The sequence below is a fragment of the Halomonas sp. DP3Y7-2 genome (genome assembly GCF_019800795.1).
In the GTDB taxonomy this organism is placed as follows: Bacteria; Pseudomonadota; Gammaproteobacteria; order Pseudomonadales; family Halomonadaceae; genus Halomonas; species Halomonas litopenaei_A.
In genome coordinates, this window is the sequence record NZ_JAHVKJ010000001.1 from 25,218 (window position 1) to 49,472 (window position 24,255).

The window sequence follows — 24,255 nt, forward strand, 5'->3', positions numbered from 1 at the left end:
CTACGGGCAAGGAGTGCCGATGGCCTGGCTGGATTACCTGCTGCCACTGTTCTTTCTGTTTCCACTGGCCGCCGCCGCGACGGTGGTGGTGGCGCTGCGCAGCTTGCACGATCCGCGCGTGCATTCCCCGTTTGATGCACACCCCCTGCGAGAGCCAGGGCAGCTGCTGCGCGATCGCCTCGACAGAGCCTTCGCCAGTCTATTCTTGAATGCGGCCCTGGGGCCGGTGCTGGTGCTGACTCCGCTCGTCTACGGCATGGGCCGCATGCTGTTTTCACGCCACCAGAACTGGCTGGAATGGGCCTTCTACGGCGTGCTGTGCACCCTGCTTGCCATCGTATTCAGTTTCCGTTTGATGCGTGACTATCAACGCATTCGCCGGATCAAGCTCGGTCTGGCGTGTGAGCTGGCGGTCGGGCAGGAGCTGGAACGCCTTATCCGGCCTGAAGCTCACCCCTTTTTCGTCTTCCATGATGTGCCGGCCGACACCTTTCTGATCGACCATATCGCGATCACTCCCTACGGCGTCTTCGTGGTCGAGACGCGGGCACGTACGCCGGGTATCAGTCCATCGGGCGACGTTCAGGATACCGTCGTGGTAGAGCACGAGCGCCTGCGCTTCCCCGGCTGGCTAGAGCGCCGTCCGCAGCGCAAGGCTCGGCAAGCCACACGCTGGGTGGCATCCTGGCTGTGCCGTGAGCTGGGACAGCCCGTGCCGGTACAGGGGATCCTGGCGCTGCCAGGCTGGAAGATCGAGCGTGAAGTGAGCGCAGATGACCTCCAGGTCGTCAGCGGCGAAGGCCTGGCAGCCCATCTGACCGACGCCCGCCCCGCTAACACGGCCATGGACCCCGTCCTCCACGACCGCGTGATCGATGCCCTCCAGAAACGTGCCCTGACGCGAGAGCTGAGCCATCTGGAGGGCCCCTCTGTCTAACCGGAGCAACGCTAGCTGTTGCGGCGCAGCTCGATGCGGGCCGGACAGCGCCCGAAGGCCACCGACGCGAGGCTGTGCCTGGCAGGGAAGTCGTCGACGTGCTCGGCCTCGATGCCGACGCGTATTTCCGTCAGCAGGCGATTGCCTGGCCCACCACACACCAGCGCCAGTGCACGGCCGCTCCCCCGACCAAAGCTTTCCTCGAAGGCAGCGATCAGATCGCGGCGTGCCACGGTACGACCGCGCTGTGCTCGCACCAATGCTCCCAGCGCACTGTCGTTGACGATCTCCACCAGGGCCAGCGAGCCATCAAAGTACTGGTCATCCGTCATCCCCATGCAGGCCCCGTGCTTGGCGTATTCGTAGCGATCCAGACAGCTGGCACTACCAGGCATGGCGGCCGTCAGCTCCTGCTCCAGGGCACTGTCGGACAGTGCAATCGCGGGGCCCGCCTGACAGAAGTCTCCCGCCGGTCTCGGACGCTCGATGAAACACCCTTGCCGCTGCCATTCCTGCGTACTCAGTCCCTGGGCGATCCAGCGATCTGGGCGAGACGGCCATAGCCCGTGCAAGACAAAGCCCTCATCGGTACCCGCCAGCAACGCGGGGTCACGACATTCCCGCGGCGGCTGACGACGGCTGCCGCAAAAGCCGGGATGCCAGGTCAAGGCCAGGACATAATGGTCAAAATGCGGTTGCTCCAGATCCAGCAGCGCTGCACGCTGCTCCTCCGCGTCGTGGGCCTCGACCGCGCTCCCCAACATTGCCAGGGCCAAGGCCAGCGCCAGGGACAGGGACAGGGACAGGGACAGAGCCCAACGCTGACCTGGCTTGTCGGCCACCACCGTCGCGTAGGTCATCCGAGCTCCCCGCAGGCGACTTGCAAAGGCGCGCCACAGTTGGCAAGGTGCGCGCCCTCGATATTTCCACTCTGTTGTCTTTCTGGATAACTGTTTCATGAAGCTGATCACCTTTGATCCGTTACGGAGCCTGGGGATCTCGCAGGCGCGCTATATCAAGCCTGACCACATGGACGAGCACCGCCAGGAATTGGCGGAAGCTGACGCCCTGTTGTTCCCCGAGTACTGGCAGATCAACGCCCTGGCCTATGGCCTTGGCCAACGAGTCTTCCCTAGCCTGGCAACCTATCACCTGGGCCATGACAAGATAGAGCAGACGCGCGCTTTCCGCGCCTGCTGTCCGGAAGCGACGCCAGACACTGCCATCCTGGGCGTCAATTCCCAGGCGATACACGACGTGGAGGCACGCTTTGGCTACCCCTTTGTGGCCAAGCGGGTGCGCAGTGCCATGGGGCAGGGTGTGAGCCTGATTCGCTCTCGGCAAGCGCTGATCGACTATCTGTCCAGTGAGAACCTGCTCTACGCCCAACGCTATCTGCCGATCGACCGAGACCTGCGTATCGTGGTGGTAGGGAAGCGTATCCTGGCCGCCTACTGGCGCCAGAGTCCGCTGGATGACTTTCGCACCAATGTGGCGCGAGGTGGAGAAATCCGCCACGACCCAGTGCCCGATGCGGCGCTAGCGCTGGTAAAGCGCCTGTCGTCACGGCTGGGCATCGACCACGCGGGCTTCGACATTGCCATGGTCGAGGGGCGCCCCATGGTACTCGAATTCAACCGACTGTTCGGAAATCAGGGCATCGACGCGCCTGAAACCACCGTCCCAACCGCCATTCTCGAGCATCTGGGCGCCCCCTCACTGCCGCAGGCAGCCTGACGACGACCCTCGCAACAAGGGCCGCCGCGCCGCGTCCACTACAGGCGAGAAGGATGACTGCCGGGGTCACCCTCCACATGGGGACGATCATCATGGCTGACGCCATGATGTTCACCTTCCGGAAGCTCCCAGGTGCCTTCCTCGGTCCAGGGGTCATCCTCCGGGAACTCCTCGATATAGATTTCCTTGTCGGTATAGTCAGGCTGATAGCGCAGGTCGTAGTGCGCCGCTCGCACCGTCGAGATACACAGCAGCAGCGCCACCAGCAGCAACGGCACCCCACCCACGACGGATGCTGTCTGCAGGGTCTCCAGGCCTCCGATGAACATCAGTACCGCCGGCATGAACGACAGCGCGAAGGCCCAGAACAGTCGATTCCATCGCATCGGCTCTTCATCGACCTCCTTCTGCACCACTGCTGCCAGGATGTAGGAAATCGAGTCGAAGGTGGTGGCCGTGAAAATCAGGGCCAGCAAGGTGAAGGCGAAAATCACCAGATAGCTCAGCGGCAGGGTCGACAGGGTGGCAAAGATGGCCGCCGTGGCGCTCTCTTCGTTGAGGATGGTGACCAGGTCCAGGGTGCCGGACAGGTGCAGGTAGAGGCCGTAGTTGCCGAGCACGATAAAGAACAGGGCACAGCCGAGGGAGCCGAAGAAGATCGATCCCGCCACCATGGAGCGAATGGTCCGCCCACGCGAGATGCGCGCAATGAACAGCCCCACGCTGGGCGCAAACACCAGCCACCAGGCCCAGTAGAAGATGGTCCAGTCCTGGGGGAAGTGAGTGGACTGGAAATTCTCGAATCGCGCAAAGGGCTCGGTCCAGGTGCCCATGTGCACCAGGTTGCTGAGAACCCGCCCCAAGGCGTCCAATCCGGTGCTGGCCATGAACTCGGTGGGCCCCACGACGAAGACGAAGACCAGCAGCCCGGTGGCCAACCAGAAGTTGATGTCGGAGAGCACCTTGATCCCCTTCTTGAGCCCCACAAAGGCGCTGTAGCCAAAGATCGCGGTGCACAGCATCAGCACGAAGATTCGCGCGGCCAGGGTCTTGGGCACACCAAACAGCTCATACAGCCCTTCATTGATCAGCGGGGCCGCCAAGCCCAGCGTGGTGGCCCCGCCGCCGAGCATGCCAAACACGAACAGCACATCGATCAGTTTGCCTGGCCAGCGATGGGCGCGACTCTCACCCAGCACGGGCATCAGGGCCTCGCTGATCTTGAGCACGCTGTGATTACGCACATAGTAGAAGTAGGCGATCGGGATGGCCGGAATCAGATAGATTGACCACGCCACCGGGCCCCAGTGAAAAATGCCGTAGGCCGCCGCCCACCGAGCGGCATCCGGCGACAGAGGGTCGGCGTGAAACGGTGGCGCCTGGTAGTAGTAGATCCACTCGATCATCGACCAGTACAGGATCGAGGCTCCGATCCCTGCACAGAACAGCATCGCTGCCCAGGATACCGTCGAGAACTCGGGTTGTTCTTCAGGGTCTCCGAGCTTGATCTGCCCAATATCGCTGAACACGATAAACAGCATGAAGCCGCTCGCGCCCAGCCCGAGCGCCAGATAGAGCACGCCAAGTTCATTGGTAATGAAGTTCTTGGCCGCCAGCACCCAGGTGGCGCCCTGTTCGGGGAAGATCACCAGGGGCACAGTGACGGCAAGAAGAAGGAACAGCGAACCGAAGAAGGTCGGTTTGTCGATCACGTCGAAGCCATGATCGCTGTGGGGGGGCGTCTGCGTTTTCACAAATCAATCCCTTGTTATGTTTTTCCCCCTCAGTATACGAGAAAACCGCGTGGCGCCACCGTGCCGGCACCTCCGGTGGCCCACGCTACCTGCGCCTGCGTCAACGCCGCGGTGCCCTGCACCGACAGCAAGCCGCTGGGCAAGTCCGCCTAATCCCCGCGCAGCTTGCCGCCCATCTCCTGGGCCAGGTCTACCGCGTAGTGATCGGTCATGCCGCCGATGAAGTCCAGCATACGACGGTAGCTGTCATACAAGGACCAGGACGGCAGCGGCGTATTCTCGCCGATCAACGCCAATACCCGCTGATGCTTGAAGCTCGAATGCCCGGTGTGATGCAGCTCATGCGCCGCACCGATAAACGCCTCCAGCAGGATGCCCAACGTCGTGTAGGCGCCGATTTCCAGCTTGGCCTTGCGCGTGTTCTGGAAGATCCGCTTGCGCGCCAGCTGCTTGGCCAGCTTCACCCCCCAGTCAAGGTCCGGGTGGCACAGCTCCAACAGGTCTTGCTGCAGCGTGCCTGACAGCAGTTCCTGCTCGTGTTCGACGAAGACCTTGCCAACATCGGTGACGGCCCGCTCCATGGCCGCCCCCCGCAGCGCCGCGATACGGCGTCGCTGAGACACGCCATTGCGACACATCTCGGCATAGTCCGCTGGCTCTCCCCCGGCAATCTGGGTGAGAATTTCCGCCACCTCGTCAAAGTCCAGGATGTCCATCTCCACCCCGTCCTCGAGATCCAGCAAGGCGTAGCAGATGTCGTCTGCCGCCTCTACCAGCCAGGCCAGGGGATGACGGCACCAGCGATGCTCGCCCTGGGGGATCAGGCCCAGGTGCTCCGCCACCTGTGCCAGCGCGGGAAGCTCGCTCTGATAGCAGCCGAACTTGCCGGCCTGGCCACCGTGGGTCACTGTCCATGGATACTTCAACAGCGTGCCCAGGGTCGCCGCGCTGAGGCGCATGCCGCCACGAAACTGGTTGTATTCGATCTGGGTCACGATGCGAAAGCCCTGAGCATTGCCTTCGTAGGTCAGCAGGTCTTCACGCTCCAGCGGCGTCAGCCCGTCGAGCAAGCCGCTACCATTGTTCTCGGCACACTTGAACCAGTCACGGATGGCATACTCGCCGGCGTGACCGAAGGGCGGGTTGCCGATGTCATGGCCCAGACACGCCGCCTGGATGATGACGCCGAGATCCGCTGGGGTGATCCAAGCAGGCAGGCGATCACGCAGCAGCTCGCCCACGCTCATGCCCAGCGAGCGGCCTACACAGCCGACCTCCAGCGAATGCGTCAGGCGGGTGTGGATATGATCATTGTCGGTCAACGGGTGCACCTGGGTCTTGCGCCCCAGGCGACGGAAGGAACCCGCAAAGACAATCCGGTCATGGTCCTTGTGAAAGGGACTGCGCCCCACTTCATCGTGGGTGCTGCCACGTGGATCGTGCAATCGGACCGGATCCAGCAGGCGTTCCCAGTTCATGGTTTTCATGGCGGCTCCCTCCTTGTGAACCGCCATTCTGACACCAGCACCCTCATCAAGGCCACGCTCACCGAGAGCTCAGCCAATTTCCCAGGGCATACCGCCGCTCATCAGCCCTGGCGCCTTCCTGGCTTACTTGAGGCGGCGCCGGAGTAACATGGCGTAGACAGCCCCGGCGATGATCAACGTCACCGCGAAGACATAGATGCCGATGGAAATCCCGCTGTTCACCAGGATGCTCCAGTCGCCACCGCTGATCGACATGGCACGCCGCAGGTTGAACTCCATCTGACCGCCCAGCAGCAAGCCCAGCACCACCGGCACGGTCGGTATCTCCAGCTTGCGCAGGACATAGCCGAGCACCCCGAACGCCAGCATCATGTACAGATCGAAGGGACTATTGTTGAGCGAATAGACGCCCACGAAGGCGATCAGCACCACCATCGGCATCAGCAGCCAGCTGGGCGCCTGCAGCACACGAGCAAACAGTCCGACCAGCGGCACATTGAGGATCAGCAGCATGATGTTGCCGATAAACAGCGCCGCCACCAGCCCCCACACCATCTCCGGCTGCTGCGCGAACAGCAGCGGCCCCGGGGTGATGTTCATCGACAGCAGCAGCGCCAGCAGAATCGCCGTGGTGCCGCTTCCAGGAATCCCCAGCGACAGCATCGGAATCAACGCACCACCGGCAGCGGCATTGTTGCCGGCTTCCGGTGCAGCGACGCCGCGAGGGTCGCCGTTGCCGAAATCGCCTTTCGCCCCCAGCCAGCGCTTTTCCAGCATATAGGAGAGAAAGCTACCCAAGGAGGCACCGGCTCCGGGCAACACCCCCGACACGAAGCCGATCAGCGAGCCGCGTCCAATGCTGCCCTTGCAGGACAGCGACGACGTCATGCCCGGCCAGGCCGAACCCAGCTGGACGTGAGGCTTGTCGGCATCGTGGCGTTTTTCCAGAAACACCAGACACTCGGAGATCGCAAACAGGCCGACCAGCGCTACGATGAAATCGATGCCGTCATACAGTTCGAAGGTACCAAAGGTATATCTGGCGACGCTGGACACCGGATCGATGCCCACGGTGCCCAGCAACAGTCCCAGGCACGCAGCAATGAAACTCTTGGTGAAGCTACCGCTGGTCACGCCGCCGATGGTGGCAAACGCCAGCAGGAACAGCGCGAAGTATTCCGCTGGCCCAAACTTGATGGCCAGATCGACCAGCAGCGGGGCGAACAGGGTCAAGCCGATGGTGGCGATGGTTGCCCCCACGAAGGACGCCACCGCCGACAGCCCCAGGGCCTCACCACCGCGGCCTTTCAGCGCCATGGGGTAGCCGTCGAGGGTCGTCATCATGGCCGGCTCGTCACCGGGAATATTGAGCACGATGGAGCTGATACGCCCCCCGTACATGCAGCCGTAGTAGACGCTGACCAACAGGATCAGGGCCGCCGTGGGCTCCAGTCCGAAGTTGAACGCCAGCGGGATCATCAGGGCCACCCCGTTGACCGGCCCGAGTCCCGGCAAGGCGCCGATCAGGGTGCCCACCGCACAACCGATCAGCGCCAGCAGCAGAAATTCCGGCTGAGTCGCGACCGCGAAGCCCTGGGCAAGAAACGCTAAGGTATCCATGTCAGGCAGCTCCCCACCAGGGTACGTTGGGCAACGGCATGCCGAGGCCAAACTCGAACAGCACATAGAGCCCCACCGCCAGTCCGGTCCCGGCCACCATGGCCTGCTGCCAACGGGCACCAAACAGCCGCGTCAGCAGGACGGCACCGACCAGCGTGGCGGGCAGGAAGCCCAGCGCTTCCAGCACGCCCGCATAGGCAGCCAGCAACAGCAGCACTGCCAGCTGACGTGCAAGCCCAGCACGGTCCGGCCAGCGCTCGTTAAAGCCCGGCCGAAACAGCAGATACGCCGACAATACGCCTAGCGGCAGACTGACCAGCCGGGGGAAAGCCCCCGGCCCTACCGGCTGCATGAAGCCAGTGACGAAGCTGTGCGAATGCCACCAGGCGCCCAGCGCCAGCAGCAGCAACACCGCCCCCGCGATACGATCACCGACCGGTGCCGGCCGGCGATCATGATTCAGCTCGAGGTCATCGGTGTGACTCATTGAATAACCCCGATCTCCCGAGAGATCGCCTCGACCCGCTCGATGGACTCGACCACGAAGGAGGAGAACTCATCGCCACCGCGCCACAGCGGAACCAGGCCATTCTGGGCAGCAACCTCTTTCCATTGGTCGCTGGCGTACAGGGTTTCGAGGTCCTCTACCATGCTGGCATAGTCGTCGTCAGAGACGTCGCCACCGGTGTAGAAACCGCGCCAGTTGTAGCCGGTCACGTCGTAACCCTGGCTGACGGCGGTGGGCAGCTGGTCGAAGGGCGCCGGCAGCGGATCTTCTGACAGCACCCCCAGCACACGCACGTCACCCGATTCGATGAAACCTGCCACTTCGCCCAGGTCTGTCGACACCACATCTACATGGTTGCCCATCATCTGGGTCACCGCGGGACCGCCACCATCGAACTGCACCCAACGCAGGGCGCCTACCTGGTCCCCAGGCAGCCCCGCTGCCTTGGCCAGCATCAAGGCCCGGATGTGGTCCCATCCACCCGCACCGCTGGAGCCGGCTACCGCCACAGAAGAGGGGTCCGCCACGATGGCCTCGAGCAGTTGTTCGAGGCTTTCGTATTCGCTTTCGTCATCGACCAGGATGACCCCGACATCGGTACCCAGCATCGCCAGCCAGCGCATGGTCTCGGCACCGCCGGGATAGCGGCCCTGGGCAATCTGGGTCATGCCCACCGTGCTGGTCGCCACCATCAAATCACTGTCATCGGCGCGTTTGGCCGCCACATTCGAAAAGGCCACGGCACCGACACCGCCCGGCATGTTGGTGACTTGCACCGTGCCGTCCGTCAGTTCGAGGTCGGTCAGCAACTTGCCGACACTACGACAGGTAAAGTCCCAGCCACCGCCGGGGTCTGCCGGGGCAATGCACTCATCGATGGGCACGGCGTTGACGGTCGAGGACAGACCAAGACCCAGCGCGAGCAGCGGCAGTCCAATACGAGGCTTGAGCGAGAATGGCATGAGCAGGGCTCCTTGCAGCGTTTGTTGATTATTGGGGTATGTCGTGTTGTGGTGGCCACCGCCACCGGTGTCAGCGTTGCTTGCGGTGAAGCGACAGGTACCTGGGTCGCCGCTGTCCTCCCATCACCTGGACAGCTGTTGCGGATGACCGCTACCAAGCGGGTCGGCATCTTCTACACGGCAGCGTGTTAACTTTCGCGTTTTCCTATCGCGCCTTTCCTTTTCGCGCTCGCCTGTCGACGGCTCCGAGCAGAGGCCGCTCCGTGGCCAGGCTAGACAACGCCACGACGGCGCAGGTCTTTGCACTGTGTTTCGTCAAAACCCAGCTCCGCCAGCACCTCGGCAGTATGCTCGCCCAGTTTAGGGGCCGGGCGCTGCAGCGCGGCCGGGGCCTCACGCATCTTGATCGGGAAGCCGGTCGTTGCGATCGTTCCCGCCTCGCCCTGATCCAGCTCCAGGCGCATCTGCTGGTCCAGAATCTGAGGGTCGGAGAAAGTCTCGCGAAGATCTTGAACGCGACCGCAGGGCACTCCTGCAGCATTGAGATGATCAATCCACTCGGCCACGCTGCGCTGTCGCGTGACTTCATTGAGTATCTCGCGAAGGGCGTCGCGATTGGCCATGCGCTGGCGATTGTCGGCAAAGCGGGGCTGCTCGAGCAGCGCATGCTGTCCCAGGGCTTCCAGCAGCCTGCGCACCATCACTTCACTGCTGGGGGCGATGGCCACCTCGCCATCGGCAGCCTCGAACAGTCCGTAAGGGTAGAGCATCGGGTGATCATTGCCGGTCCGCGTCGGGACCTTGCCCGTGGCAAAGAACTCCGCCGCCAGATACCCCAACATTGCCACCAGGCCATTGGTCAGCGCCGTTTCCAGAATCTCCCCTTGCCCGGTTCGCTCCCGCCTTACCAGTGCGGCGCTGACACCGAAGGCCAGGTTGAGACTGGCGACCATGTCACTGATGGGGGGCGCCGCTCGCATTGGCTCGCCGCCCTCGGCACCATTGACGCCCATGAAGCCACTCATGGCCTGGGCCACAAAGTCATAGGCGGGCCGGTCACGGTAGGGACCGGTGGAACCAAATCCATTGATACGGCCGACCACCAGCCGAGGAAATCGTGTCCTCAGGGTGTCATCATCAAGCCCCATCTTCGCCAGCACCCCTGGTCGGAAGTTCTCCACCAGGACATCGGCATCCTCGAGCAGGCGGTCAAGCACCTGACGCCCCTCGGGGGTGCGCAGATTGAGGGTGATGGAACGCTTGTTGCGGTTGAACTGGGCAAAGTAGGCGCTGAAGCCGTTGACCATGTTGCCCTGCTGGCGCACCACGTCACCTTCGCCCGGTGTTTCCACCTTGATCACCTCTGCCCCGTGATCCCCCAGCATCTGGCTGGCAAAAGGGCCGGAAATCACGCGTGTCAGGTCGATGACCCTGATGCCAGCCAGGCTCCCTGACAATCGCGTACTGTCCTGCACGGGTGCTTCCATGACGCTCATCCTGTCCGTTCAGCGAAGGGGCTCTGCCGAGAAACATCGACATTTCGACAATATAGAGGCTGACCCCGCATGTTGGACATACGCCTTTTCGCTGAGATGACAGGGGGTACGCGGCCAGTCAGACCGCCTGGGGTATTTCCCTCGAAGGACGATTTCCCTAAAATTCGCTGCCTTTATGCTGACCTACAGCAATTTCTTACGACTATCGGCACATTATTGTGTCTATTGCTCGCAATCTTCCCGAATGCCCTCTCGACTCGAGGCGCTTGAAGTAGAGGCGTAAGCACGCCTTCCCACCCCGAAAAGGTCTGGTCTCATGCAATCCACCCACTCACCCGGCTCCCACGCCGACAAGGGGTTCTTTGGGCATCCACGCGCCCTTGGCCCGCTGTTTTTCACCGAGATGTGGGAGCGATTTTCGTTCTACGGCATCCGGCCGATGCTGGTACTGTTCATCGCCGCCTCCCTGTTTGACGGTGGTCTAGGCTTCGACGCCAAGACCGCCGCCGCCATCGTGGGCATCTATGGTGGCGCCATCTATCTTGCCGCGCTGCCCGGCGGCTGGCTGGCGGACAACTGGCTCGGCCAGCGCCGTGCCGTATGGTACGGCTCCATCCTGATCGCCTTCGGCCACCTGTCCATCGCCCTGTCCGCCCTGTTCGGCGCGGTTGCCTTCTTTGTCGGGCTGATCTTCATCGTGCTGGGGACCGGCCTGTTCAAGACCTGCATCTCGGTGATGGTCGGCAGCCTTTATGACGAGAGCGATGTGCGCCGGGATGGAGGCTTTGCCATCTTCTACATGGGCATCAACATCGGCAGCCTGTTTGCCCCGCTGTTCACCGGATTGCTGATGGACTCCATGGGCTGGCACTGGGGCTTTGCCATGGGGGGCGTCGGCATGCTGATTGCCCTGCTGCTGTTTCGCCTGTGGGCGGTGCCGGCCATGCAGCGTGCCGATGCCGAGCGTGGCCGGGCCTCCACCTGGGACGCTCCGGCCCAGCGACGCCGGCATGTGGGCGCCATCGTCAGCCTGTGTCTGGCCGCCCTCGCCGCCCTGGTCGCGCTGGTCGCCACTGGGGTGATCAGCATCGATGCCCGCGCCGTGGCAGAAGCCATGACCAGCGTCCTGATCGTGGCTGCGGTAGGGTTCTTTGCATACCTGATGCTGTTCTCCGGCCTTAACCGTGACGAGCGCATCCGTGTGACCATCTGCTTCGTGCTGATCGTGGCCGCGGCCTTCTTCTGGGCGGCCTTCGAGCAGCAGCCCACCTCTTACAACCTGTTCGCCGCTAACTACACCGACCGCAATGTGCTGGGCTGGGACATCCCCACCCTGTGGTTCCAGTCCCTCAACCCGGTCTTCATCGTGCTGCTGGGCCCGGTGTTCGGCTGGCTGTGGCCGGCCCTCGGCCGCCGTCACCTTGAACCCGGCAGCCCCATGAAGTTCGTCCTGGGATTGCTGCTGGCGGCCATGGGCTTCGGCCTGATGGTGCTGGCTGCACAGCAGGTACTCAGTGGACCTGGGCTGGTCTCTCCCCTGTGGATCGTCGGCAGCATGCTGCTGTTGACCCTGGGCGAGCTGTGCCTGTCACCGGTGGGGCTGTCGACCATGTCAGGGCTCTCTCCCCAACGCACCCAAGGCCAGCTGATGGGACTGTGGTTCACCGGCGCCGCGCTGGGCAACCTGGTGGCAGGACTGATCGGCGGCCACGTCAATGCTGAAGAAATCCAGCAGCTGCCCGAGCTGTTCGGACGTTCGGCCATCGCCCTGGTCATCTTCGCCGCCGTGCTGCTGTTGCTCGTACCCGTGTTCAAGCGCATGCTGAAGCACCACCGCCTCATCGATCCAGCGTCCGCGCATCGCGCGGACGCCGAAGCTATCGTCAAAACAGGAGTCTGAGCATGTCCTCAACCAGCGCCGAGACCGCTCGCCAACGTCTCAGCGAACTGCGTGACGCGATGCGTCGCCATCAGGTAGACGCCTGGTGGTTACCTTCCAGCGACCCCCACAACAGCGAATACCTGCCCGAGCATTGGGCCGGGCGCGAGTGGCTTTCCGGCTTCGATGGCTCTGTCGGCACCCTGGTGGTGACCCAGGACGAGGCGGGGCTGTGGGTCGATAGCCGCTACTTTGTGCAGGCCGAGGCCCAGCTCGCTGGCAGCGGCATTGCCATGCAGAAGCTGACCCAGGGGCAGGCTGCCGCGCCGATGCAGTGGCTCAGTGAGCGGCTCGCCGCGGGCGACACGCTCGGCTATGACGCCCAGGTGGTATCGCTGGCACACGGCCGCCAGCTGGACGAACTGCTTGGCCAGCAGGGGGTGAACCTGCGTGGCGACAAGGACCTGCTCGACGAGATCTGGGCCGACCGTCCACGCCTGCCGCTGGAGCCCATCGAACCCCACGACCCGCGCTATCTCGATCAGACACGTGGTGAACGGCTGACCCATCTGCGCGAGGCCATGGCCGACCACGCCGCCGACTGGCACTTGATCTCGACCCTCGACGACATCGCCTGGCTGACCACCCTGCGTGGCTCGGACGTGGGCTTCAACCCCGTGTTTCTGGCCCACCTGCTGGTTGGCCGGGCGACAGCCACCCTCTTTGTCGCACCCGGCAAGCTGGACGCCGAACAGACTCAGGCGCTCGCCGAAGACGGTATCGAGGTCGCCGACTATGCTGACTGGGCACCGCGCCTGGCGGCTCTGCCCCGGGACGAGACGGCATTGATCGATCCGGCTCGCGTGACCCTCGGCACCCGTCAGGCGTTGCCGGCGGAGATGAACGTGGTCGAGGCGTTTCAGCCCAGCACCCTGGCCAAGGGCATCAAGACGGATCATGAACTGGCGTTCGTGCGCCAGGCCATGGAAGCAGATGGGGCAGCACTGTGCCGTTTCTTTGCCTGGCTGGAGGAATGCCTGTCCCGCCAGGAACCGGTCAGCGAGCTCGATGTGGAAACCCGTCTGCGCGAACAGCGTGCCCAGCACGCTGACTTCGTCTGCGAAAGCTTCAACACCATTGCCGCCTTCAATGCCAACGGTGCCCTGCCCCACTACCGCGCCACCGCCGAGGCCTACTCGACGATAGAGGGTGACGGACTACTGCTGATCGACTCCGGCGGCCAGTACCGTGGCGGCACGACCGACATCACCCGCATGGTACCGGTGGGCGAGGTGTCCCGGGCGCAGCGCGAAGACTGCACCCTGGTGCTCAAGGGCATGATTGCGCTGTCCCGAGCGCGTTTTCCAGAGGGTATCGCCGCCTCGCGGCTAGACGCCCTGGCACGGGCGCCGCTGTGGGCCACCGGGCGTGACTACGGTCACGGCACCGGCCATGGAGTAGGCTACTTCCTCAATGTGCATGAGGGCCCTCAGGTGATCAGTTCCGGCGCGTCCGTCGCCGAGCATACCGCCATGCGTGCGGGCATGATCACGTCCAACGAGCCTGGCGTATATCGGCCTGGCCAGTGGGGCGTGCGGATCGAGAATCTGGTCGCCAACCGCCCCGCTCCCGCGAGTGAGTTCGGTCACTTCCTGGAGTTCGAGACGCTGACCCTGTGTCCCATTGATAGCCGCTGCCTGGCGCCGCTGATGCTTGACCAGGGCGAGCTCGACTGGCTCAACGCCTATCATGCCGAGGTACGTCGCCGGCTGGCACCTCTGCTCGATGGCCCGGCGCTGGCTTGGCTTGAGGCGCGCACCGAGCCTCTGACGCTGGCCTGATCGCAACCTCGCCGGCGATCACGCCGACACGCTTAGCGTCAGAGCAAACCAAGAAGGGCTCCGCCATGGCGGAGCCCTTCTGTCGTTTCATGGCAGGCGACAACGTCCTTACAGGAAGGGGTTCTTGACCACCGGGATGAACATGAAGCGCAGATTCCAGTCGGCGTCCCACTCGTCACCGCGAATCACGCTGCGCTGAATCTCGGCGGCCAGGCGAACCGGCGTATTGCCCATGCGGATCACGTTGGAGTACCCCAGGCCAATCGGGAAATTGACCTTCTCTCCACTGTCCGCTTCCCAGTTGATCCGCACGTTGGGGGTCATGCCCACCAATTCGGTGCCACTGAGTCGATAGTTGAGAAAGTACTGAAGGTCGGTCTGGCTGGTGTGCTCCCGATCATCTTCACCGGCATAGGACCACCAATGCTGGGCCAGCAGGCCCATGTTCCAGCCACCAGGATTCGGCGCCAGGCGAGCAATCAGCGCCGCAGGACCGGCCTGGAACTTCCCTTGCCCCAACACATCGTGCTCTGCGGTCGGGAAAATCTGCGTCATCCCCAGCCCCCAGATCACGCCATCGCTGCGAGCGGGGCCGGCCAAGGTGACCAGCGCCGTGTCACCTAGCCCCTCCGTCCTGCCCCGATGGGGGGCATTGCGACTCCATTCATCTGGGTCGATATCCAGCGGACTGCCACCACGAGCCAAGGTCCCGAAGCTCTCGTCCATGGGCGAGGAGTTGTACTGGAAGACGGGGCGCACCACCAGGTTCCAGTTATCCTCGGCCAGCTCGAACGGGAAGGACATGACGGGCTGGAACTTGAAGGAGTTCGACCAGCGCCCATCGAAGTCATCACCATCGAGATGGGTGTAGTCGTTCTGCATCCACAGCATCCAGGCGGAGCCGACCGGGTTGGTGGTTTCCTTGGCAATGGCAGCGAGGTCATCACCAGCGGCTGGGGTCTGCTCGCTGTGAGCGGGGACCGTGACCGGACGGCCGGAATCCTGAGCGTAAGCGCCCGTCGCCAAGGCACAGAAACACAAGCTCAGCAGGCTAAACCTACCAATACGCGAAAAAGACATGGGAAAGACCCTCTCAGAAGCGCAGCAGCACTGCTGAAGCTGCAAACGTGGTGACAAGAGCGTGGCGGCTCAAACAATGTTTGGAGAGAATATGCTATTCCGCCATCACTCTAGATCACTCATTGGCCGTTTGTGATACGCCCCTTGAGGTAGGTCAATTTCAACAGAGAGGTTATGCCCTTGCTACGGCCACCACGCTCAATCGTGGTCCTCGGCCAGCGAAGGCAGCAGCACCTTCAGCTTGCGCGTCAGCGTGTTGCGACCCCAGCCAAGCAGCTCTGCCGCTTCGCCCTTGCGTCCCGCGGTGTGCTTGAGCGCTGTCTCGATCAGAATGCGCTCGAAGTCAGGCACGGCCTCTTCCAGCAAGTGGGTATGGCCAGCGGCCAAGGCACCGTCAGCCCAGGCGCGAAACGCCTCACGCCAGTCCCCTCCGGCAGCCACGTCATCCCCCCCACGCAGCTCCGGCGGCAGGTCTTCGACCAGCACCTCGCGCCCGGAGGCCATCACGGTCAGCCAGCGGCAGGTGTTCTCCAGCTGGCGCACGTTGCCAGGCCAGTCCACCCGGGTCAGAAACTCCTCGGCGTCCTGGGTCAGTACCTTGACGTCGGTGGATAGCTCCTTGGCGGCCTCGGCCAGGAAGTGCCTGGCCAGCCGCGGAATATCCTCACGCCGCTGGGACAGCCGCGGTAGATGAACGCGGATCACGTTCAAGCGGTGAAACAGATCCTCACGGAAACGCCCATCGGCCACCAGTGTCTCCAGATCCTGGTGGGTGGCGGCGATGATCCGCACATCCACCTTGACCGGCGTGTGTCCCCCGACCCGATAGAACTCGCCGTCGGCCAGCACCCGCAGCAGCCGAGTCTGGGTTTCCGACGGCATGTCGCCGATCTCGTCGAGAAACAGGGTGCCGCCGTTGGCTTGTTCGAAGCGCCCCTGACGACTGGCACTGGCACCAGTAAAGGCTCCCTTTTCGTGACCAAACAGCTCGGATTCGATCAGATCCCGAGGAATGGCGGCCATGTTGAGGGCGATAAAGGGATTGCCCGCGCGAGGGCTATGCTGGTGCAGGGCGCGTGCCACCCGCTCCTTGCCCGTCCCTGACTCGCCGTTGATCAGCACGGTGATGTGCGAGTGGGCGAGTCGGCCGATGGCACGAAAGACCTCCTGCATGGCCGGCGCTTCACCAATGATCTCTGCATCCAGGCCTTCGGGAACGCTGACGGGCCGTTGGCGTTCTCGCACGTGGGCGACCGCTCGGCGCACCAGGGCAAGTGCCTCATCGACATCGAAGGGCTTGGGCAGGTATTCGAAGGCGCCCCCCTGATAGGAGGCTACCGCACTGTCCAGGTCGGAGTGAGCGGTCATGACGATAACCGGAAGATCGGGGTGCACCTCACGCACCTTTGCCATCAGATCCAGTCCATCGATGCCCGGCATACGAATATCGGTGACCAGAACATCCGGGGGTGAGGAGAGCAGACGATCCAGAATCGTATCGGCACGCTCGACCGCTTCCACCTGCAAGTCAGGCTGAGCCAGCGCCCGCTCCAGCACCCAGCGAATGGCGCGATCGTCATCGACGATCATTATACGAGCGGCATCAGTCATGACTCATCTCCAGGGGAATCAGCAAGCGAAATTCTGTGTGTCCGGGGGCGGACTCGCATTCGATCAGCCCGTCGTGCTGATGCAGCACCGACTGGGCAATCGACAGCCCCAGGCCGCTGCCCTCGGCCCGTCCGGATACCATTGGATAGAACAGGGTGTCACGCAGGGTGTCGGGAATACCTGGCCCGTTGTCGATCACACTGACATCACAGACCAGGCGATGACGCTGGGCCCCCAGAGTGAACTGGCGTCTGGCGCGGGTCCGCAGGCTGATCAAGGGGTCTGGGGTGTCCGACTCGACCAGAGCCTGCACTGCATTGCGCGCAACGTTGAGCACGGCCTGGATAAGCTGTGCTTCGTCACCGATCAGCTCGGGCAGGCTGGGATCGTAGTCTCGCTCGATGCGGACCTGGGGCTGCTCTACCAGCAGCAGTGCCCGGACACGCTCCAGCACCCGGTGGATGTTCAGAGGCTCCCGGCGGCTCACGCGGTTCGGCCCGAGCATGGAATCGACCAGGTCCCTGAGTCGATCCACTTCCTCGATGATGATGCGGGTGTATTCCTTGAGCGCGGGTGTCTGCTCGAGGTCACGCTCCAGCAACTGTGCGGCGCCACGTATGCCGCCCAGCGGGTTCTTGACCTCGTGAGCCAACCCTCGCGCCAGCACCTTCATGGTCTCCTGGCGCGACTGCAGGGCCTCTTCTCGCGAGATCCGCAACAGCCGGTCCCGCGGCTCCAGCTCGAGCAGCAGGCTATCCCGGGCCAACGGCGTCACCGTGTAGTCCACCGTCAAGGGTTCGCCACCGCCGAGGGTCAGCCGCGCCTCACGCTGGGTATAGGGGTGCAAACCGTCTCTGGCACGCGCCAGCACGTCGGCGATATCGTCTTCTCCGCCGACCCAATCTCCCAGCGGTACGCCGATCACTCGGGCAGCGCTGACAGCCAGCAGGGCTTCCGCTGCGGGATTCATCCACGTTGGACGCAAGTCCTCATCAAGCAGTACAACCGCCGTGGTGAGGTGTTCGATGATGCCTGACGCCATGAGCGTATCCTGAGCAGATGAAGTCGTTCAGCCGAGCGTGAGGTGCACCCCCCTGCGAGGCGCTGAAGGCGCCATCCCGAAGCAGGCGTCGTCAGCGAGTGCACTTCCTTAATGCAAGCAAGAAGCGGGCCAGACTCGCTTTCACCCAGACGATGACCACCGTGGTGCGCCGTGTACCCGCTGTCGTCCCACGGGGGAGCCTGGACACTCCTCCCCATGGACATGCTACTGCACCAAGCTGGTGCACTGCACTGGTTTAGGGCTTATGCCGAATGGGATTGGGGCCACGCCAGCGCGCCACCCGGGACCGACGTGACTCTGGCCAGATGTCTGAGCTGCCAGGGGGACAGGGGGACAGGGGGACCGGGGGGAACGGGAACAAGGGAGACAGCGAGCATTCGCTATCTACGATGACGGCCCATGGCGGGAAGTCGCGGGCACCGCAACGCGGGCTCGCTGCACGTGCAGCACGACAGCGTCGCTGCGCTGGCGAACCTTGCGATCAGGGTCGATCACGACCAGGACGATGCGGTGCTCTCCCCGCTCGAGCTGAGTCAGGGTCAGTGGAGAATCCCCCGTCGTCACCAGCACGCCATCGACCTCAAGCCCCAGCACATAACCGGCGTCAAGAGGCGGGCTGACGGCCGCCGCGACCTCGAGGCTGCCGCCAGCGCCGCTGGGCAGCACGCTGCCAGATGCCGGACGGGCAATGGCCAGCACATCCCGTGCCAGGTAGCCCGGCGCAGCAGCGCTGATATCCCCCGGCAGCTGGGACAGTGCCGGGGGCAGAGGAGCACTCGGCACATGGGAGAGCGCCCCTGGCACGAAGCGCTCTCCACCTTCCAGCGGCCGATCGCTATAGGTGACGCCGCCATGACGTTCGACGCGACGATAGAGGGCATCGGCGGCACTCCCCTGGGAGCCATACAGCAGCAGTATCGTCAGCAGCAGGCCTCTCGATACTCGCCAAAGCCATATCCGCTCCCGCCATATCCACCCCAGCCACATCAGCTCCAACCGGCATCGCCGAGCCGGCAGGCGGCCCGACGGCTGTGGCGACATGGCCTGCCGGCAGCGCGGTGGTAGCTTCACGGTGGCTCCTTGATGGGGGTGTCCTGGCAAGCATGCGATGCCTGTCCTGCCAGGCCAAGGGCATCGCTTGCTCGAGGGCAAGGCCAGGCCAAAAAAAATCGGCCCCGCTCAAGGCGGGGCCGATATACGACGCGGTGTCGTCGTCGCTGGATCAGCAGCTGTAGTACATGTCGAACTCGATCGGGTGCGTGGTCATGCGCAGGCGCTCCACGTCTTCGTTCTTGAGCTCGATGTAGGCATCGATCATGTCGTCGGTGAAGACACCACCTTCGGTCAGGAAGCTGCGGTCTTCGTCGAGAGCCGCCAGCGCCTGGTCGAGGCTTTCCGCCACGGTCGGAATGGACTTGCCTTCTTCCGGCGGCAGGTCGTAGAGGTTCTTGTCCATGGCATCGCCAGGATGGATCTTGTTCTTGATGCCATCGATACCCGCCATCAGCATGGCCGCGAAGCACAGGTAGGGGTTGGCGGTCGGGTCAGGGAAACGCGCCTCAACACGCTTGCCCTTGGGGCTGGCGGTGTACGGAATACGGATCGACGCAGAGCGGTTACGGGCACTGTAGGCCAGCATGACCGGTGCTTCGAAGCCCGGCACCAGACGCTTGTACGAGTTGGTAGAAGCGTTGGTGAAGGCGTTCAGCGCACGTGCGTGCTTGATGATGCCGCCGATGTAGAACAGCGCCATTTCAGACAGGCCAGCGTACTGGTCGCCAGCAAACTGGTTCTGACCGTCCTTCCAGAAGGACTGGTGCACGTGCATGCCGCTGCCGTTATCGCCGACCAGGGGCTTCGGCATGAAGGTGGCGGTCTTGCCGTAGGCGTGGGCCACATTGTGGATCACGTACTTCATTTCCTGAACTTCGTCGGCCTTCTTGACCAGGGTGTTGAAGGCTACGCCAATTTCGTTCTGGCCGGCGTTGGACACCTCATGGTGGTGCACCTCGACCTTCTGGCCGATGGCTTCCAGGGTGTTACACATGGCGCCGCGCATGTCATGGAAGCTGTCCACCGGGGGAACCGGGAAGTAGCCGCCCTTGACCCGAGGACGGTGGCCCAGGTTGCCGCCTTCGACGGCGCGGTCCGTTGACCAGGCACCCTCTTCGGAGGAAATCTTGTACATCGCACCTTCGATGTCGGCCTTCCAATGCACTTCATCAAAGATGAAGAACTCGGGCTCGGGGCCGAAGAATGCAGTATCACCCAGGCCGGAAGACTGCAGGTAGGCCTCAGCGCGCTTGGCGATGGAACGCGGGTCGCGCTCGTAGCCCTGCATGGTAGCCGGCTCGATGATGTCGCAACGCAGAATCAGGGTCGCGTCTTCGGTGAAGGGGTCGAGGAAGCCGGTGCCGTCTTCCGGACGCAGAATCATGTCGGACTCGTTGATGCCCTTCCAGCCGTTGATGGAGGAGCCATCGAACATCTGGCCGTTCTCGAAGAATTCCTCGTCGACCTCGGAGGCCGGAATAGTGACGTGCTGTTCCTTGCCGCGGGTGTCGGTGAAACGCAGGTCAACCCACTTGACGTCATGTTCGTTGATCAGGGCGAGAGTCTTGTCTGACATGTGGTCCTCCAGAGTGAAACTTGTTCGTGACTCGAGCATTGGGGCGACGGCACCAATCCCATGTCACCGACTTCGAATTGGGGGATGATCCAGGGAGCAAAAGGGGTACCGGGATCCTTTGTAGCACGCTCCCGGGACAGTTCCCATGGTGACGTGCTCGACACGATGACACTGTCAGAAACAATGCAGGTTGCGTGCCATCATTGCACCAGCATTGATCAAAAAAATCTCAACCCAATGTTTTTCATCGATTTTAAGTTCTCGCCACTGCTGCTCCAGCATAGCGCATTGGCTCACGGCCATCGCGTCAAAGACCCACTTGTGCACCAAAATGAAGCGCCAGAAACTTTTATGCACCAAGATAACCCTCAACCATCTCGACGCTGAAGTCTGCCGAGGCGATCGCTAGGGGTAAGGGGTCGCTGGAACCTTCTGCAACGCGCGGATACACTTCCTTACGTTTGTCGCCGGCCCTCCCGTCACGGTCGGCGTCACCCGCCTCGGAGTGTCGTCGTGAATATCAGCCTGATCATCGATGCCCGCCTGACCGGCAAGGATTTGTCCTGTCGGCTGACGCAGGCACGCCAGCAGATTGCCCTGTTCCAGGGGCGCAGCGAGATCATAGTCATCGACGATGGTGGCATCACCTCTGAACAGCTCGGCGAGCACGCGAAAGACTATCGGCTGGTGCGCGTCCGTCCGGCGCCGATGGGGAGACGCTTCAACCTGGCAGCCTCTCACTGCAATGGGCGAATGCTCGGCTTCTGCCTGGGCCCACTGGACTCAGCCTGGGTAGAACGCATGATGGCCGCGGCTGCCGACGAATCACGCCCCATGGTCAGGCCATCTCGGCCTTGTCCGCTGGCCCTGTTCCAACTTCTGCGACAGACGCCCACACGGGCACTTGGCGTAGAGCGCAACTGGTTCGAGCGCCTGGGAGGCTTTGATCCATCGCTGGACCTGAGCGCCGTAGAAGACCTGGCCACGCGGCTCAAGGCCTGTCGGGCCAATGCGCTGGTACAGCGCGCCTGAGGGACAGCTACTCAGCAGCCGCCGCGCAACGGCTGTTATGTCGTAGTTGGCCCATGCCATCCTGAGCATGCCTCTACTGCGGCCCTCATGCCATGGCCCTGATGCAGCGGCCCTGATGCAGCGGCTCCCATGCAGCAGCCCCGTACACTCCTGCCAAACGCCAGCCAGGGGCAGGCCCCTCAGCGACCCGCTGGATGACGCTGGTACTCATGTTGATAGAACACCGTCGTGGAGAGCCCTCTCATCAAGGCGTCACAAAGACGTAGTCATATAGACGTTGTCGTGTAGACGTTGTTATGCCGTGGCGTCGAAAAACGCCGTCTCAAACAGGCGGACACACAAGAGATGGCACCTCAAGCCACTCCTTTCTTGTCGCCTTCTCGCGCAAAAACGCCTGAAAATGGGGCCTAACGCGTCAAGTCAGCGTCACGCAGGTGCTTGAAAGTTCAGCATCTTGAGAATTCACGGATAGATTGACCGCAACAATGCTGGTCGTTGTCATCACCCAGGCCCTATAATGCGGCCCCACTTTTTCCAGCAGGATCCCGTCGTGATCGAGAATCTTCGCAACATCGCCATCATCGCTCACGTCGACCACGGCAAAACCACCCTGGTCGACAAGCTGCTCAGCCAGTCCGGCACTCTGGACCGCAAGGCCGAGGGGCAGGAGCGCATCATGGACTCCAATGACCAGGAAAAGGAACGTGGCATCACGATCCTGGCCAAGAACACGGCGATCCGCTGGAGCTCTCCCGAGGGACAGGACTACCACATCAACATCGTGGACACCCCTGGACACGCTGACTTCGGCGGCGAAGTCGAGCGCGTCATGTCCATGGTGGACTCGGTCCTGCTGCTGGTCGATGCCGTTGACGGCCCGATGCCGCAGACTCGCTTCGTCACCCAGAAAGCCTTCGACCAGGGCCTGAAGCCGATCGTTGTCGTCAACAAGATCGACCGCCCCGGGGCACGTCCTGACTGGGTCATCGATCAGATCTTCGATCTGTTCGACAACCTGGGTGCCAGCGACGAGCAGCTCGACTTCCCGATCATCTACTGCTCGGCGCTCAACGGCATTGCCGGTCCGGAACCGGACCAGCTGGCCGAGGACATGACGCCGATGTTCCAGTCCATCGTCAACATCGTCGAGCCGCCCAAGGTTGAACTCGATGGCCCGCTGCAGATGCAGATTTCGGCCCTCGACTACTCCAGCTACGTCGGCGTCATCGGCCTTGGTCGCATCACCCGCGGCGCCATGTCACCGAACCAGCAGGTCGTGGTGATCAACAAGGAAGGCCAGACCCGCAAGGGCAAGATTGGCCAGGTCATGACTCACCTGGGCCTTGAGCGTGTCCAGACCGAGCAGGCCACCGCCGGCGACATCGTCTGCATCACCGGTATCGACGAACTGGCCATCTCCGACACCATCTGTGACGCGGCTGCGGTCGAGGCACTGCCGGCCCTGACGGTCGACGAGCCGACGGTCTCCATGACCTTCCAGGTCAACGACTCACCGTTTGCAGGCAAGGACGGCAAGTTCGTCACCAGCCGCAACATCAAGGATCGCCTGGACCAGGAGCTGATCCACAACGTCGCGCTGCGCGTCGAGCAGGGTGAATCACCGGAGAAGTTCATCGTTTCCGGTCGCGGCGAGCTGCACCTGTCGGTGCTGATCGAGAGCATGCGTCGCGAAGGCTTCGAGCTGGCCGTCGGTCGTCCTGAAGTCATCATCCGCGAGATCGATGGCGAAAAGCAGGAGCCCTACGAAGAAGTCATCATCGACTGCGAAGAGCAGCATCAGGGCGCCATCATGGAAGAGCTCGGCTACCGCAAGGGCGAGCTCAAGAACATGAATCCGGATGGCAAGGGCCGCGTGCGCCTTGACTTCATCATTCCGGCGCGCGGCTTGATCGGTTTCCGCGGTCAATTCCTGACCCTGACGTCAGGCACCGGCATCCTGACCAGCCGCTTCGATCATTACGGCCCGCTCAAGCCCGACGCCTCCATCGAGCGTCGCAACGGCGTGCTGGTGTCCATGGTACCGGGCAAGGCCCTCGCCTACGCCCTGTATGCGCTGCAGGAGCGCGGCAAGCTGATCATCGACCACGGCACCGAGGTCTATGAGGGCATGCTGGTCGGCATCAACAACCGTGCCAACGACATGGTGGTAAACCCGACCAAGGGCAAGAAGCTTGATAACATGCGCGCCTCCGGTAACGACGAGAACATCGTGCTGACTCCGCCGGTGCGCTTCACCCTGGAACAGGCCATCGAATTCCTCGATGACGACGAGCTGGTCGAGATCACCCCGAACCATATCCGTCTGCGCAAGAAGTTCCTGACAGAAAACGAACGCAAGCGCGCCAGCAAGAAGTAATCGCGCCGCTTTCCGTTGCCTCGATGCCCGCCCTCTGGCGGGCATCGTCGTTTGTAGCGGGACATCCGCCATATTGGCCGACTCGCCCCCCATGGAGCATTTATCAGCCTGGGCTTGATAAAGGAACTTCTCCGCCCATAAGCTGCCACAGGAGTATGGCTTCGGAGTAAGGGGTCCGTCGGCGACCCTGCCCCGACAGGTCTATGCTAAGGACAGAACATCATCTTTCGCGAACGAGGAGC

General features: G+C 62.8%; 18 protein-coding genes. 6 read left to right on the forward strand and 12 right to left on the reverse strand.

Going from position 1 to position 24,255, the window contains the following annotated elements:
- Positions 1 to 19: 19 nt before the first annotated feature.
- Complete coding sequence (locus KUV45_RS00120) at positions 20 to 937, forward strand: nuclease-related domain-containing protein (protein WP_206943893.1); 918 nt, start codon at positions 20 to 22, stop codon at positions 935 to 937.
- A gap of 11 nt (positions 938 to 948) precedes the next feature.
- Here KUV45_RS00120 and KUV45_RS00125 read toward each other — a convergent pair whose 3' ends face one another.
- The gene (locus KUV45_RS00125) at positions 949 to 1,797 is read right to left on the reverse strand and encodes a ribonuclease I (RefSeq protein WP_222162476.1); all 849 of its coding nucleotides are present in this window, start codon (positions 1,795 to 1,797) and stop codon (positions 949 to 951) included.
- Positions 1,798 to 1,894: 97 nt separating this feature from the next.
- Here KUV45_RS00125 and KUV45_RS00130 point away from each other — a divergent pair, with 97 nt between their 5' ends.
- Positions 1,895 to 2,674: a RimK family alpha-L-glutamate ligase gene (locus KUV45_RS00130; RefSeq protein WP_222162475.1), complete on the forward strand. Its 780-nt coding sequence runs from the start codon at positions 1,895 to 1,897 to the stop codon at positions 2,672 to 2,674.
- Between the two features lie 38 nt (positions 2,675 to 2,712).
- On the opposite strand, the gene KUV45_RS00135 is transcribed toward KUV45_RS00130, so the two are convergent.
- The 6 genes from KUV45_RS00135 to KUV45_RS00160 all read right to left on the reverse strand — a co-directional run bounded on the left by KUV45_RS00135 (position 2,713) and on the right by KUV45_RS00160 (position 10,492).
- On the reverse strand, positions 2,713 to 4,428 hold the full coding sequence (locus tag KUV45_RS00135; RefSeq protein WP_222162474.1) for a BCCT family transporter: 1,716 nt from the start codon (positions 4,426 to 4,428) through the stop codon (positions 2,713 to 2,715).
- 149 nt (positions 4,429 to 4,577) lie between these two features.
- Positions 4,578 to 5,915: a deoxyguanosinetriphosphate triphosphohydrolase gene (locus tag KUV45_RS00140; RefSeq protein WP_222162473.1), complete on the reverse strand. Its 1,338-nt coding sequence runs from the start codon at positions 5,913 to 5,915 to the stop codon at positions 4,578 to 4,580.
- A gap of 123 nt (positions 5,916 to 6,038) precedes the next feature.
- Entirely contained in the window at positions 6,039 to 7,535 is a 1,497-nt protein-coding gene (locus tag KUV45_RS00145) for a tripartite tricarboxylate transporter permease (protein WP_206943883.1), read from the reverse strand.
- Position 7,536: 1 nt separating this feature from the next.
- Positions 7,537 to 8,022, reverse strand: coding sequence for a tripartite tricarboxylate transporter TctB family protein (locus tag KUV45_RS00150; protein WP_206943881.1), 486 nt, complete (start codon positions 8,020 to 8,022; stop codon positions 7,537 to 7,539).
- Positions 8,019 to 9,005: a tripartite tricarboxylate transporter substrate binding protein gene (locus KUV45_RS00155; RefSeq protein WP_206943879.1), complete on the reverse strand. Its 987-nt coding sequence runs from the start codon at positions 9,003 to 9,005 to the stop codon at positions 8,019 to 8,021. The genes KUV45_RS00150 and KUV45_RS00155 overlap by 4 nt, the downstream gene beginning before the upstream one ends.
- Before the next feature lie 272 nt (positions 9,006 to 9,277).
- Entirely contained in the window at positions 9,278 to 10,492 is a 1,215-nt protein-coding gene (locus KUV45_RS00160; RefSeq protein ID WP_222162472.1) for a CaiB/BaiF CoA-transferase family protein, read from the reverse strand.
- A 325-nt stretch (positions 10,493 to 10,817) separates the two neighbouring features.
- On the opposite strand from KUV45_RS00160, the gene KUV45_RS00165 reads away from it, so the two are divergent.
- Together KUV45_RS00165 and KUV45_RS00170 are read left to right on the forward strand one after the other, a co-directional pair.
- Positions 10,818 to 12,401, forward strand: coding sequence for a peptide MFS transporter (locus KUV45_RS00165; RefSeq protein WP_222162471.1), 1,584 nt, complete (start codon positions 10,818 to 10,820; stop codon positions 12,399 to 12,401).
- Between the two features lie 2 nt (positions 12,402 to 12,403).
- Entirely contained in the window at positions 12,404 to 14,221 is a 1,818-nt protein-coding gene (locus KUV45_RS00170; RefSeq protein WP_222162470.1) for an aminopeptidase P family protein, read from the forward strand.
- Between the two features lie 108 nt (positions 14,222 to 14,329).
- Here KUV45_RS00170 and KUV45_RS00175 read toward each other — a convergent pair whose 3' ends face one another.
- From KUV45_RS00175 to glnA, 5 genes are all read right to left on the reverse strand, one after another.
- The gene (locus KUV45_RS00175) at positions 14,330 to 15,301 is read right to left on the reverse strand and encodes a hypothetical protein (RefSeq protein WP_222162469.1); all 972 of its coding nucleotides are present in this window, start codon (positions 15,299 to 15,301) and stop codon (positions 14,330 to 14,332) included.
- A gap of 198 nt (positions 15,302 to 15,499) precedes the next feature.
- Positions 15,500 to 16,912 carry a nitrogen regulation protein NR(I) gene (gene ntrC, locus KUV45_RS00180; RefSeq protein ID WP_206943869.1) on the reverse strand — a complete coding sequence of 471 codons (1,413 nt, stop codon included), beginning with the start codon at positions 16,910 to 16,912 and terminating at the stop codon, positions 15,500 to 15,502.
- Positions 16,905 to 17,954, reverse strand: a complete 1,050-nt coding sequence (gene glnL, locus KUV45_RS00185) for a nitrogen regulation protein NR(II) (protein WP_222162468.1) — start codon at positions 17,952 to 17,954, stop codon at positions 16,905 to 16,907. Before glnL ends, ntrC begins: the two co-directional genes overlap by 8 nt.
- Positions 17,955 to 18,359: 405 nt before the next feature.
- The gene (locus tag KUV45_RS00190) at positions 18,360 to 19,046 is read right to left on the reverse strand and encodes a hypothetical protein (RefSeq protein ID WP_222162467.1); all 687 of its coding nucleotides are present in this window, start codon (positions 19,044 to 19,046) and stop codon (positions 18,360 to 18,362) included.
- Positions 19,047 to 19,197: 151 nt separating this feature from the next.
- On the reverse strand, positions 19,198 to 20,604 hold the full coding sequence (gene glnA, locus KUV45_RS00195; protein ID WP_222162466.1) for a glutamate--ammonia ligase: 1,407 nt from the start codon (positions 20,602 to 20,604) through the stop codon (positions 19,198 to 19,200).
- A gap of 513 nt (positions 20,605 to 21,117) precedes the next feature.
- Between glnA and KUV45_RS00200 the strand changes: the two genes are divergently transcribed.
- Together KUV45_RS00200 and typA are read left to right on the forward strand one after the other, a co-directional pair.
- Positions 21,118 to 21,636, forward strand: a complete 519-nt coding sequence (locus KUV45_RS00200; protein ID WP_206943862.1) for a glycosyltransferase family 2 protein — start codon at positions 21,118 to 21,120, stop codon at positions 21,634 to 21,636.
- 550 nt (positions 21,637 to 22,186) lie between these two features.
- Positions 22,187 to 24,013, forward strand: coding sequence for a translational GTPase TypA (gene typA / locus KUV45_RS00205; RefSeq protein ID WP_206943861.1), 1,827 nt, complete (start codon positions 22,187 to 22,189; stop codon positions 24,011 to 24,013).
- The last annotated feature ends 242 nt before the right edge of the window (positions 24,014 to 24,255 follow it).